The organism is Aeromonas sp. FDAARGOS 1406 (assembly GCF_019048565.1).
GTDB classification, from domain to species: Bacteria; Pseudomonadota; Gammaproteobacteria; order Enterobacterales; family Aeromonadaceae; genus Aeromonas; species Aeromonas caviae.
On sequence record NZ_CP077378.1, the window covers coordinates 3,445,600 to 3,458,900 of the forward strand.

Annotated in this window: 9 protein-coding genes; 8 read left to right on the plus strand and 1 reads right to left on the minus strand. The window is 66.0% G+C overall.

Annotation, left to right across the window (positions count from 1 at the left end):
- Positions 1-17 precede the first annotated feature (17 nt).
- Complete coding sequence (locus I6L36_RS16375; RefSeq protein ID WP_109112889.1) at positions 18-1,214, minus strand: amino acid aminotransferase; 1,197 nt, start codon at positions 1,212-1,214, stop codon at positions 18-20.
- A gap of 392 nt (positions 1,215-1,606) precedes the next feature.
- Between I6L36_RS16375 and I6L36_RS22200 the strand changes: the two genes are divergently transcribed.
- Genes I6L36_RS22200 through bcsC form a run of 8 tightly spaced genes read left to right on the plus strand, consistent with a single transcriptional unit; the run spans position 1,607 to position 13,270 of the window.
- Entirely contained in the window at positions 1,607-1,732 is a 126-nt protein-coding gene (locus I6L36_RS22200) for a hypothetical protein (protein ID WP_258555889.1), read from the plus strand.
- An 8-nt stretch (positions 1,733-1,740) separates the two neighbouring features.
- Entirely contained in the window at positions 1,741-3,252 is a 1,512-nt protein-coding gene (gene bcsG, locus I6L36_RS16380) for a cellulose biosynthesis protein BcsG (RefSeq protein WP_254203440.1), read from the plus strand.
- 14 nt (positions 3,253-3,266) lie between these two features.
- Positions 3,267-3,491, plus strand: a complete 225-nt coding sequence (gene bcsR / locus I6L36_RS16385) for a cellulose biosynthesis protein BcsR (protein WP_104456057.1) — start codon at positions 3,267-3,269, stop codon at positions 3,489-3,491.
- Positions 3,488-4,150, plus strand: coding sequence for a cellulose biosynthesis protein BcsQ (bcsQ, locus tag I6L36_RS16390; protein ID WP_104455264.1), 663 nt, complete (start codon positions 3,488-3,490; stop codon positions 4,148-4,150). The genes bcsR and bcsQ overlap by 4 nt, the downstream gene beginning before the upstream one ends.
- Complete coding sequence (gene bcsA, locus I6L36_RS16395; protein ID WP_216986740.1) at positions 4,147-6,714, plus strand: UDP-forming cellulose synthase catalytic subunit; 2,568 nt, start codon at positions 4,147-4,149, stop codon at positions 6,712-6,714. Before bcsQ ends, bcsA begins: the two co-directional genes overlap by 4 nt.
- Positions 6,711-8,936, plus strand: a complete 2,226-nt coding sequence (gene bcsB, locus I6L36_RS16400) for a cellulose biosynthesis cyclic di-GMP-binding regulatory protein BcsB (protein ID WP_216986741.1) — start codon at positions 6,711-6,713, stop codon at positions 8,934-8,936. Before bcsA ends, bcsB begins: the two co-directional genes overlap by 4 nt.
- A gap of 3 nt (positions 8,937-8,939) precedes the next feature.
- Complete coding sequence (bcsZ, locus tag I6L36_RS16405) at positions 8,940-10,049, plus strand: cellulose synthase complex periplasmic endoglucanase BcsZ (RefSeq protein WP_254203441.1); 1,110 nt, start codon at positions 8,940-8,942, stop codon at positions 10,047-10,049.
- The gene (gene bcsC, locus I6L36_RS16410; RefSeq protein ID WP_254203442.1) at positions 10,034-13,270 is read left to right on the plus strand and encodes a cellulose synthase complex outer membrane protein BcsC; all 3,237 of its coding nucleotides are present in this window, start codon (positions 10,034-10,036) and stop codon (positions 13,268-13,270) included. Before bcsZ ends, bcsC begins: the two co-directional genes overlap by 16 nt.
- Positions 13,271-13,301 lie beyond the last annotated feature (31 nt).

Genomic DNA, 13,301 nt, shown 5'->3' on the forward strand with positions numbered 1-13,301 from the left:
GAGCGGGGCTTGCGGGCTTAGCCCTTGAGCACTGCGGCCATGGCGTCGGCCACGTAGTCGACGTTGCGGCTGTTGAGGCCCGCCACGCACATGCGACCGGAGCGCACCAGGTAGACGGCGAACTCTTCCCGAAGGCGGTCCACCTGCTCCGGCGTGAAGCCGGTGTAGCTGAACATGCCGCGCTGGTTGATGAAGTAGCCAAAATCGCGGCCCGGCACCTTGGCACTCAGCACCTCGAACAGCTTCTGGCGCATGGCCTTGATGCGGGTGCGCATCTCGGTCACCTCACCGACCCACATGGCATGCAGTTCGGGCTGGCTCATCACCGCCGCGGTGATCTGGCCGCCGTGGGTGGGGGGGCTGGAGTAGTTGCGGCGTACGGTGGCCTTCATCTGGCCCAGCACCCGGCTCGCCTCTTCGGCATCCTGGCAGATGACCGACAGGCCGCCGCAGCGCTCGCCGTAGAAGGAGAGGTTCTTGGAGAAGGAGTTGCTGACGAAGAAGCTGACGCCGGCGGCCACCATGGCACGAATGGCGTAGGCATCCTCTTCCAGCCCGTCACCGAAGCCCTGATAGGCGATGTCCATGAAGGGGATCAGGTTCTTCTCGACCACCAGGGCGATCACCTGGTCCCACTGGGCACGGGAGAGATCCACCCCGGTCGGGTTGTGGCAGCAGGGGTGCAGCAGCACGATGCTTTTCGCAGGCAGGCTGCTCAGGCAGTCGATCATGGCGTCGAACTGCACGCCGCCGGTGGCCGCATCGTAATAGGGGTAGTCGTGCACCTTGATACCGGCCCCCTCGAACATCGCCTTGTGGTTGTCCCAGGTGGGATTGCTGACCCACACCTCGGAGGTCGGGAAGTAGCGCTTGAGCAGATCGGCGCCGATCTTCAGCGCGCCGGAGCCGCCGATGGTCTGGATGGTGGCGATGCGACCCGCCTTGACCGCTTCGTGCTCGGCGCCAAACAGCAGGTGCTGCACCGCAGTGCGGTAGTTGGCGGCGCCTTCCATCGGCTGGTAGGGGCGCGGGGCCGGGGCGGCGGCGCGCTGCGCTTCGGCCTGCTGCACCGACGGCAGCAGCGGAATGCGGCCCTGCTCGTCGTAATAGAGGCCAATCCCCAGGTTCACCTTCTGCTCGCGGGTATCTTTATGGAAGGTCTCGACTAGCGTCAGTATGGGGTCGCCAGCATAGGCATCGACGTGTTCAAACATGGGGGGTCCTTGAAGTTGACTGTCCAATTCGGCCGGCCATCAGCCGGGCCGATATGATGGCGCAATCCAGAGGTGGCCTCAAGTTGTTCGAGATGGCGACAGGGCTGACAAAGTCTGTCGCAGTGGTAAGCGCGGGGCCCTTGTCAGGATCCTGCATCCCGTCTGCACGTTCCTCCCATTTTGTCAGAGAAGGCTGCCTTATCGGGATCGTTTGGATAATATATGGATACATACGGCCCCTCTCATTCCCCTTACACCCATCCGGGGGAGTCAGGTTCAGCGCCACCTGAGACAAATTAATAGTTGCATAATAGTCAGGCTATTCTTTTGACAACCATTGCAGTGTGCCCGGCCCCTTCGGGGGGCCCACGATAACAGGTGACTCATCGCCGATGACCCGACACGTTTCTGATGCCGATTCTCCCTGGCTGGACTGGCATGGCCTGGGTGGCTGGAATGTCTATTTTCTTGCCAAGTTCGCCCTGCTCTGGGGGGATATCTCAACTTCGACCCCCTGATCAACCTGGTGTTTGCCGCCTTCCTGATCTTTCCCCTGCCAAGGGTCGGGTGGCGCCGTGCGCGGCACTGGCTGGCGTTGCCGGTGGGGGCGGGGATCTTCTATCACGATACCTGGTTGCCGGGGATAGAGAGCATTCGTGCCCAGGGCAGCCAGGTCTTCTCCTTCACCCTGGATTACTGGGCGGAGTTGCTCGGGCGTTTCATCAATTGGGAGATGGTCGGCGCGGGGTTCGTGCTGCTGACACTCTATCTGTTCATCGCCCAGTGGCTGCGCTTCACCCCCTGGATCCTGCTGGCGCTGCTCTGGCTCTGGGTCTCGCCCCAGGTGAGCAATCCCTTCGCGAGCAGCAAGGGGGCGAGCGAGCATGCCCTGAACACGTCCCGGGAGGAGACCCGCTCTTCAGTGCTGCCCATGGAGGAGCAGCTTGACCAGAGTGCCCCGCCGACCAACGAGAACCTCAACGCCTATCTCGATGACTTCTATCGGGAGGAGCAGGAGAGACTGGCGCACTTCACGGAGAGCCTGCCAGCCCAGGCGACCCCCTTCGATGTGCTCATCATCAATGTCTGCTCCCTGGCCTGGCGTGACGTGGAGGCGAGCGGCCTGAGCGGGCATCCGGTCTGGTCCCACTTCGACATTCGCTTCAACCGCTTCAACTCCGCCACCTCCTACAGCGGCCCGAGCTCCATTCGCCTGCTGCGGGCCAGTTGCGGGCAGACCAGCCACCAGGGGCTCTATGTGACGGCGCCGAAGCAATGCCTGCTGTTCGAGAACCTGGCCCAGCTCGGCTTTGCCAAACAGGTGGCCATGGATCACTCGGGGGATTTTGGCAACTACCTGACCGGCCTGCAGCAGTATGCCGGGCTGGATGTGACTCCCATGGACAAGAAGGGGTTGGCCCATGACCTCGCCTCCTTCGATGGCGAGCCCATCTATCGCGGGGATGCCCTGTTCGGCCGTTGGCTGAACGAGCGGACACAGAGTCAGGCGGCACGCAACGTCACCTTCTTCAACCTCATCGCCCTGCACGATGGCAACCGCTATGTGGCGAGCCGCCAGATAGCGCCCTACAAGGCGAGGCTCAAGACCCTGCTGGATCAGCTGGACGACTTCATGACGACGCTGGAGCAATCCGGCCGCAAGGTGGCCGTGGTGATGGTGCCTGAGCACGGCGCAGCTCTCACCGGCGACAAGATGCAGATGGCCGGGCTGCGGGACATTCCCAGTCCGAGCATCACCCAGGTGCCGGTGGGGGTTGCCCTGCTCGGTACCAAGGCGCCCCACGAGGCGACCCGCAACGTGGACACCCCCAGCAGCTTCCTGGCGGTATCAGAACTGGTCTCCAGGCTGGTGGGGAAGGATGTGTTCGGGAGCGAGACCATTGATTGGGATGCCCTGCTGGGCGATCTGCCGCAGACCCCGTCGGTGTCCGAGAACCAGGGCTCGGTGGTGATCGAATATCAGGGCAAGTACCACATCAAGCTGGGGCAGGGGGACTGGGTCCCCTATCCCCAATGAGACCGGAAGTGACGATGCGCAGCGAACGGCAATCAGACATGCAGACCCCCTTCGGCGTCCTGGTGGAGGGCACGGTGATCAATGACGTGGCCATGGTCCAGCAGGCCTTTGGTGTCAGCCTCTCCTATCAGGATATTGCCGCCAGGGAGCGGCTCGCCGCCTTGTGCGCACGCTTCCCCCTGCTGGCGGAGGTGGCAGTGAAAGGGCCCGAGGGGACTGGCGAGGGGAGGTCTGCATGAAGGTGATCGCCCTGCAGGGGATCCGGGGAGGTGTGGGGACCACCGCCATCGTGGCCGGACTGGCCCAGGCTGCCCATGAGCAGGGGGCAAGGGTGCTGGCGGTGGATCTCTGCCCGGACAATCAGCTTGGCATCCACCTTGGCCTGCCCCATGACGATCCGGGAGGCTGGAGCCGGCTGACCCAGCCGGCGCGGGAGTGGCGAGGTGCGCTTCACCGCCGGGAGGAGGGACTGGATCTGCTCTCCCATGGCGGGGAGGAGGGGGCGTCGGCCGAGTGGCTGGCGGGGATCGATGGCTATGATCTGGTGCTGCTGGATCTGCCCCTGGGCATGGCCCCCGTCATCCCCTGCAGGCGCTTGCTGGTGGTCAATGCGGATGCCAACTGCCATGTGCGGCTTCACCGCCACCCCTGGGCGGCCGATGAGCGTCTGCTGGTGACCCAGTTCTCCAGCCAGCGGGCCCTGCAGCAGGGGCTGCTGGATCTCTGGCTGGCAGGGGGGCTCCCTCTGCTCAATCTTCATCTGCACAGGGACGAAGCCATGGCGGAGGCCATGGCCGCCAAGCTGCCGGTCGGCCGCTATGCCCCCACCAGTCTGGTTGCCCACGAGCTGGCCGCCCTGGCGACCTGGTGTCTGGCAGAGGGGGAGGCCCCCCGATGAGAGTGCGGCTGCTGACGCCGGCTGCGGGCCTCTGGTGCTCGCAGCGCTATCGCGCACTGCGTGAGCGGGGGGCTTCCCGCCCGGGGGCGGCCGCATTGACCCTGGGCTGGCTGCTGGCCTGGGCTCTCTTCCCCCTCGAGCGTCATGGCTGGCAATGGGTGCTGGGCCATGCCCGGGGGCTCTATCCCCAGCTGACGCACCCCCGGGTGGGGGATCCCCTGCGCGTTCTGTTGCAGAGCCTCTGGATGATAGTGCGTCGCCCACAGCCCATCCCTCTGCGCTGGCCTGCCTCCTGGCAGCGGATCTGGCATAGGGGCACTCAGGCTCTCGGGGGCTTCCTGGCCCGCCAGGAGGAGAAAGGGCTGGCCGCCGCCAGGGCCACGCCCCGCGAGGCGCGCTGGAAGAGCGTGCTGCTCTGCGTGGTGGCCGGGAGCCTCTCCCTGCTCTGCGTCACCCTGCCGTTCACCCTGCAGGCGCAACTGGTGTTCGTCCTCCTGCTGGCGGCCATGGCCTTCATCCTGCGGGCTGTGCCGGGCCGTTATCCCATGCTGATGATGATGGTGCTCTCCCTCACCATCTCCTGCCGCTACATCTGGTGGCGCTACACCTCGACCCTCGACTGGTTCGACCCCGTCAGCCTGGCCTGCGGCCTGCTGCTGCTGGCCGCCGAGACCTATGCCTGGCTGGTGCTGCTGCTCGGCTACTGGCAGACCGCATGGCCCCTGCACCGCCCCCCGGCACAACTGCCGGCGGATCCGGCCCAGTGGCCCAGCGTGGATCTGATGATCCCCACCTACAACGAGGATCTCGCCATCGTGAAGGGGACTGTCTACGCCGCCATGGGGCTCGACTGGCCCGCCGACAAGCTGACCATCTGGCTGCTTGACGACGGGGGGCGGGCGGCGTTTCGCGATTTCGCCGAGGAGGCCGGGATCCGCTATGTGGCCCGGTCGACCCATGAGCACGCCAAGGCGGGCAACATCAATCACGCCCTCAAGATGGCCACCGGGGATCTGGTCGCCATCTTCGACTGTGACCACCTGCCGACCCGCTCCTTCCTGCAGATGACGGTGGGCTGGTTCTACCGGGATCCCCGTCTGGGCGTGGTCCAGACCCCCCACCACTTCTTCTCCGCCGATCCGTTCGAACACAACCTGCAACGGTTTCGCAAGATGCCGAACGAGGGGGCCCTCTTCTACGGCCTGGTGCAGGATGGCAACGATATGTGGGACGCCAGCTTCTTCTGCGGTTCCTGCGCCGTCATCAAGCGCACCGCCCTTGACGAGATCGGCGGCATCGCGGTGGAGACGGTCACCGAGGATGCCCACACCTCCCTGCGGCTGCACCGCCTCGGCTACACCTCGGCCTATATCCGGATCCCGCTGGCGGCGGGGCTGGCCACCGAAAGCCTCTCTGCCCACATCGGTCAGCGCATCCGGTGGGCGCGCGGCATGGTGCAGATCCTGCGTCTGGACAACCCCCTCTTCGGCAAGGGGCTCAAGCTGGGGCAGCGGCTTTGCTACTTCAATGCCATGCTGCACTTCCTCTCGGGCATACCGAGGCTCATCTTCCTGACGGCGCCGCTCGCCTTCCTTATCCTGCACGCCTACATCATCTATGCCCCGGCGGCGGCCATCGCCCTCTACATGTTGCCGCACATCTTCCACAGCGCCCTGACCAACTCCCGGTTGCAGGGCAAGGTCCGCCACTCCTTCTGGGGCGAGGTCTATGAGACGGTGCTGGCCTGGTACATCGCCAGGCCGACCACGGTGGCGCTCTTTGCACCCCACAAGGGGACGTTCAACGTGACCGCCAAGGGGGGTATGACGGAGGAGGTGTTCCTCGATCTGTCGGTCTCCCGCCCCTATCTGCTGCTGATCCTGCTCAATCTGTGCGGGCTGGGGTTCGGCCTCTGGCGCATCGGCACCGGCCCTGCCGACGAGGTGCCGACCCTGATCCTCAGCATGATCTGGACCCTCTACAACATGACCATACTGGGCGGCGCCCTGGCGGTGGCCTTCGAGTCGCGGCAGGTCCGTGCCAATCCCAGGGTGGAGATGGTGATGCCTGCGGCCATCAGGCTGGCGAACGGTCACCTCTACCCCTGTACTGTCAGGGATTACTCCAACGGGGGGGTCGGGGTGCTGCTCGAGGCGCCCCTGCCCCTGGCCGACAAGGAGAGGGTCTGGTTGCTGCTGCGCCATGACCAACGGGAGCAGGCGTTCGCCGCCAAGGTGCAGCGGGTGTTCGGCTGCAAGCTGGGACTGGAGCTGGAACCCATGGCGCAGGCACAGCATGTCGAGTTCATCCAGTGCACCTTCGCCCGGGCCGATACCTGGTCCCTGTGGCAGCAGCGTCTGGGCAAGGATCGCCCCCTCCACAGCCTGATCGACATTACCCTGCTCGGCTGGGGAGCTTACTGGCGTCTGGCCCGTACCTCACCCATCGGCTTTGTTTGTATCCTCCTCGAGAAGCTGGCTCGCTGGCTCCTCTCCTTCGTTCCCCGTCGCGTCTCCCCAGATTTCCGGGCCGGGACTCCGACCTCACAGACAGTGAAAGGATGATGAAACCACAACGCTACCTTATTCCTCTCCTGCTGATGGCACAGGGTGCGACCGCCGCCGAGGTCGTCGGCCCCCTGCCGCCCGTTCCCGCTCCGGTGCGCACCCAGGGGATGAGCTTCGAACAGATGGCATCATCGCCAGGCACCCTGTCCCTGCGCGGCAATGCGCCAGACGGACTGGCCGACTTCACCGTGCGGCGGGACGAGGTGGTGACCCGGGCCACCCTGGATCTGAACTTCACGCCATCGCCCTCCCTGCTGCCGCTCATCTCCCAGGTCAAGGTCTATCTCAATGACGAGCTGATGGGGGTGACGGCCCTCAACCAGGATCAGATGGGGACGATGACCCATGCCAGCATCGAGCTGGATCCCCGCTATGCCAAGGATTTCAACCGCCTCAAGGTGAGCTTCGTCGGCCACTATCGGAAAGTGTGCGAGAACCCGGCGAGCGATACCCTCTGGCTCAACGTCAACCGGGACAGCAAGCTGACCCTGCAGTTGCAGACCCTGCCGGTGCGCAACGAGCTCTCCTTCTTCCCCATGCCGTTCCTCGACGTGCGGGACAATGGCAAGCTGACTCTGCCCATGGTGTTCACGGGCTCAGTGCCCCCGGAGCAGCAGCAGGCGGCGGCGGTGCTGGCCTCCTGGTTCGGCACCAAGGCCCAGTGGCGGGGCCAGCATTTCCCGGTGCTCATCAACCAGTTGCCGGATCGCAACGCCGTGATCTTTGCCACCAATGACGCGCGCCCCGATTTCCTGGTGGACTATCCCGAGGTGAAGGGGCCCACCATCGACATGATCAGCTCCCCCGACAACCCCTATGTGAAGCTGCTGCTGATCCTGGGGCGGGATCAGCAGGACCTGCTGACGGCGGTGCAGGGGCTGGTGCGAGGCGATGTCATGCTGCGTGGCCAGAGCGTCATGGTGGACGAGGTGAAGCCGCTCTCCCCGCGTCAGCCCTACGATGCCCCGAACTGGGTGCGACTGGATCGCAAGATGCGCTTTGATGAACTGACGGAGTACCCGGGCCAGTTGCAGGCAACGGGGCGCACGCTGTGGCCCATGAGCCTGACGCTGCGCCTGCCGCCAGATCTCTATCTGCTGGGGGAGAACGGCATCAGGACGGAGCTGAAGTATCACCACACCTCGCCCACCCTGCGCGACGGTTCCCGGTTGGATGTGGGGGTCAACGGCCAGCTCATGAAGTCGTTCACGCTCGAGCCCGGCGAGATCAAGAGTGAGCGGTTGCTGACCCTGCCGCTCTGGTTTGCCGACGATGGCGACACCATGGCGCTGCGCATGCCCGGGCTCAAGACCACCCAGGCCAACAGCCTGAGCTTCTCGTTCGAGTATGCCCAGCAATACATGGGAGGAACGGAGGATGGCCGTTGCGACCTGGTGATGCCGCCAGCCCATCAGGTGCGCATCGACGAGGGCTCCACCATCGACTTCACCGGCTATCGCCACTTCATCGAGATGCCCGATCTCAAGGCGTTCGCCTATGCCGGCTTCCCGTTCAGCAGGATGGCGGATCTCTCCGACACCCAGATTGTCATGCCAGCCAGACCCCATCCCGGGCAGATCACCACCTTGCTCGATGCCGTCGGTGCCATCGGGGCTGAGACCGGGTATCCGGCGCTCTCCCTGCAGGTTCTGGACGACTGGGAGCGGGCGCGCACCGCGGATCGGGATACCCTGCTCATCGGCACCCTGCCGGAGGAGTTTCGAGGGGATCTGGCTCCCGACGCCCTGCTGCAATCCACGCGCAGCTGGGTCAACGAGCCAACCCGCCAGCACAAGGGGGATCTGCTGCACACCATGGCCGATCGCCAGCCCCAGGCCCGGGTGGGCATGACGGGCAACCGGGCCATCGCCGTCATCCTGGGGCTGCAATCGCCGACCCATGATCAGCGCAGCCTGGTGGCCTTGCTGGCGGATGGACCGGCGGGGGTCACATTGCTCAATGAGGCTCTGCAGACCCGTACCCTGCGCGATCAGGTGGCGGGCTCGGTGGCCATCATCCGGGAATCCGGGGTGAAGAGCCTGGTGGTGGGGGATCGCTACGAGGTGGGCTACCTGCCGTGGTGGGAGCGTCTCTGGCAACTGTTTGCCCGTTATCCGGTGCGTCTTGCCGGGCTGACCCTGCTCTGCATGCTGGTACTGGGCTGGGGCCTGCGGGTGCTGCTTGCCAGTGCCAGCCGCCGCCGTCTGAAGGAAGATTAAGAGATGACTCAGATGAAAAATGTCTGTGGTGCCCTGCTCCTCTGGGCCCTTTGTTCCCTCCCGGCGCAGGCCGTCTGCCACTGGCCGGAGTGGGATCACTTTCGCCAGCACTACATCAGCGAAGAGGGCAGGGTCATCGACCCTGCCGAGGGGCGCCGCATCACCACCTCGGAAGGCCAGAGCTATGCCCTCTTCTTCGCCCTGGTCAACGATGACAGGGAGACCTTTGCCCGCCTGCTTGACTGGACGGAGCGGCAGCTCGCCCGCGGGGATCTGACCGGCTTCCTGCCATCCTGGCTCTGGGGCAGGCAGCAGGACGGCAACTGGGGCGTGCTGGATGCGAACAGCGCGTCCGATTCGGATCTCTGGATAGCCTACAGCCTGCTGGAGGCGGGTCGCCTGTGGGACAACCACAGCTACTCTGCCCTCGGCACCCTGTTGCTGCGCCGTATCGCCCGGGAAGAGGTCGCCACGCTGCCGGGTCTCGGCCCCGTGTTGCTGCCCGGGGCGAAAGGCTATGAGGGGGAGGGACGCTGGACCCTCAACCCCAGCTATCTGCCTCCACAACTGCTGGCCAGATTCGCCTCCTTCAAGGGGCCCTGGGGCGAGATGCGGGCCCTCTTGCCCAAATTGTTGCAGGAGAGTGCGCCCCGTGGCTTTGCCCCGGACTGGGTGGATTGGCAGGGGGAGAAGGGGTGGCAGGTGACGGCGGACAAGGGCGACACCGGTGGCTATGACGCCATCCGCGTCTATCTCTGGCTCGGCATGTTGAGCGAGGAGGATCCCGCCAGGGCTTCTCTGGTGGCCCACTTTGCCCCCATGCTGGCGCAGCTGACCGAATCGGGTCATCTGCCCGAGCGGGTCTCCAGCCAAAGTGGACAGGTTCAGGGCAAGGGGCCGAGCGGCTTTGCCGCCGCCCTCCTGCCCCTGTCACGGGGCTTGCCGGTGCAGGTCACCTTGCGCAAGCAGGTCTCCGATCACGGGCTGGATGCGGATGCCTACTACGGCAGCGTGCTGACCCTGTTCGGCGCAGGCTGGGATCAGGGGCGTTATCGCTTTGCCGCCGACGGTACCCTGCAGCCGGATTGGAGCGAGTCATGTCAGGCAGAGTGACCCTGGGGTGCCTGCTCGCCTGCCTGATGAGCGGAGCCCTGGCGCAAGGGACGGTACAGCCGGTGGCCTGGCTGCTGGAGCAGGTCAGGATTGGCGAGGCCCGTGGGCGGGAAGATCTCGTCAGCAACAGCCTCTATTCTCTCTCCCTGGTGGAGCCCGATCATCCGGAGCTGCTGGCAGCCCAGGCCCGTCAGGCCCTGCGCCAGGGCAAGGTCAAGGAGGCCGGGACACTGCTGGCCCGCCTTGGCAAGCAAGACCCCGGCTCTGCGCTCTATCGTCAGGGCATGGCCAACCTGGCCCTGAACGAACCGGCCAGGCGCCAGCAACTGCAACAGGCGAGGCTGCTGACCAGCGCCGGCAGGCTGGAGGAGGCCGAGCGTCTCTATCGCTCCCTGTTCTCCGGTGACTTGCCCCCCAATCTCGACGTGGCGGTGGATTATGCCCTGTTGCAGACACGGATCCCGGCCATGAAGGCAAAGGGGCTGGCGGCCCTGGAGGCACTCAACCGGCAATATCCGGGTGAGCCCAGAGTGCGGGGCGGGCTGGCTCGCCTCTATCTGGCGGAGGGTCGGCGTCAGGGGGCGCAGAACCTGTTGCGCGAGATGGCGCGAGACCCCTATCAGCGGGACGAGGCCGCCGAGATCTGGCTCGCGGACATCGAATCCCTGCCCATCGGTCCCGGGAGCATCGCTGCCTTGCAGGAGTACATGGTGCTCTTTGGCGAAGGGGATACCACCAAGGCGGAACAGCTGCTCGCTACCCAGGAGGAGAAGTGGGCCTCGCCTGCCTATCGTGCACGCCAGTCGGCGCTCGCAAGCACGGCGGGAGGTGGTGCCTCCATCTCCCGCTTGCAGCGTGCCCTGGCTGCCAACCCGGGGGATCCCGAACTCATGGGGGCCCTCGGGCAGGCCTACTCCCGCAACGATCAGCGAGCGCTGGCCATCGCCCAGTTTGAACGGGTGCTGGCACACCCCGAGGTGACCGACAAGGACAAATGGCGCAGCCTGCTGGCCACCAACCGCTACTGGCTGCTGGTGAGCCAGGGGCGCAGCGCCCTGGAACGGGAGCAGTGGGATGAGGCGGCGACCCTGTATCGCCGTGCCATCGCCCAGGATGGGCGTGAGCCCGAAGCCTGGCTGGGGCTCGGAGACAGCGAGCGTGGCCGTCATCGCGATGCCGACGCGGAGTCCGCCTATCGCAAGGCGCTCGCCATGGGGAGCGCGCGGGAGCGGGCCCTGGCCCGCCTGTTCGATCTCTACAAGGAGCAGGATCCGGCGCGTGCCCTGGCCCTGCTGGAGCAGCAGGGCACCCCCGGGATGCAGGCCGAAAGGCGGCGGCTCAAGGCCGGGCTGTTGCAGGAGGAGGCCGATCAGCTCGATCGGACCGGCAAGGTGGCGGCGGCGCTGCGCCTTCGCGAGCAGGCACTCGCGCTGACCCCGGAAGAGGTGTGGCTGGCCTATCGAGTAGCCGATACCCGGGCCCGCCTCGGGGAAGCCGGTAGCGGGGAGCGGCTCTTGCGGGAACGGCTGGCGGCGCGGCCCCAGGACGCCACTCTGCGCTACGCCACCGCCCTCTATCTCTCGGGGCAGGACAAGACGGTGGAGGCGAGAGGGGTGCTGGCCGCCATCCCTAGGTCCGTCTGGACACAGGACATGGATGCGCTGGATCTGCGCCTCGCCCGTGACGAGGTGCTCGCCAGGGCGAGGGCGCGTCACGAGGCCGGGGATGATGAGGGGGCCGAACGCCTGCTTCAGCCGTTGCAGCCGGATGAAGAGGCGAGCCTGATGCTGGCGGAGTGGGCCACGGATCGGGGGGCCTATGCACTGGCGGAGCAGCGCTATCAGGAGGTGCTTGCCCGCACGCCGCAACAGCCCGAGGCCAGGCTTGGCATGGCCGAACTGGCCCAGGCCAGGGGCGATCTGGCAAAGGCCCGTCACTGGCTGCCCGCCTGGCCGGTCAGCCCGCTGCCCCCGGAGGGGGCCAACTACTACCGCCGGGTAGCCAATCTCTATCAGGCGCTGGGAGAGGGCGAGACAGCCCGCGCCATCTTCACCGACTACGAACCCCTGGTGGCGCTGCAACCGGCCTCCCAGCAGGCGGCACTGTTCTGGCGCGATGCCGCCCGCCAGCGCTTTGCCGAGCATGATGTGGAAGAGGCCCTGGTGCGGGATCGCAAGGGGCTGGTGGCCGCAGGTCTGGCCCCCCGCGAGGATCTGGAGGGGGGCGAGCTGACCCGGCTGGCCCGCAGTCAGGATGGGGAGGGGTGGCTGACATCCGGCCTGCGCAGCGATCTCGACAGGCATTACCGGCAGAGCCAGACCACCTTCTCCCTCGACAGCGATTACTGGGGCTCCAGCGGTACCGGGGGCTACTCGGATTTGCGGGCGCTGACCCAGATGGCGCAACTGGATACGCCGCTGGCCGGTGGTACCGCCTTCGGCCGCCTTGAACTGGTCGACATGGATGCCGGAGATCTGCCGGACTCCCCTTACCGGGCGCAGTTCGGTACCTGTGCGGCCAGGGACTGTCGCGGGGACGCGCACCAGCAGAGCCGGGGGACCACCCTGGCGGCAGGCTGGCAGCGGGGGGCCTGGGCGTTCGATCTGGGGACCACGCCCCTCGGTTTCGAGGTGGTGGACTGGGTTGGTGGCGCCACCTTGACCGGTGACTGGCACACGCTGGGGTGGGGGATGACCCTCTCGCGTCGGCCCGTCAGCAGCTCGCTGCTCTCCTATGGGGGAACGGTGGATCCGGGCACGGGCATCAGCTGGGGCGGGGTGCGGGCGAACGGGATCCGCCTCGATCTCAGCCGGGATCTGGGAGGGGCCGTCGGGTTCTGGGGCAGCGCCCAGCAGCACCTGCTGACCGGCAAGAACGTGCCCGACAACTGGCGCACCCGGCTCATGGGAGGGGGCTATTACAAGTTCGTCAACGAGACCCATCGCCGTGCCAGCGTGGGGCTAAGCACCATGCTGTGGCACTACCAGCAGGATCTGGGGGGCTATACCCTGGGGCAGGGGGGGTATTACAGCCCGCAGGGGTACTTCTCGCTCTCGGTGCCGGTCAGCTACCGGCAGCGAACCCCGGACTGGTCGTGGGAGCTGGGGGGATCGGGATCCTGGTCCTACGCCCGTACCGACGACAGTCGCCGCTACCCGCTGGAAGGCCTGTTGCCAAGCGGTTTGCCAGACAGAAATGCGCCTGTGAAAGGGGGGCAGTAGCAGTGGATTCGGCTACACCCTGAATGGCGTG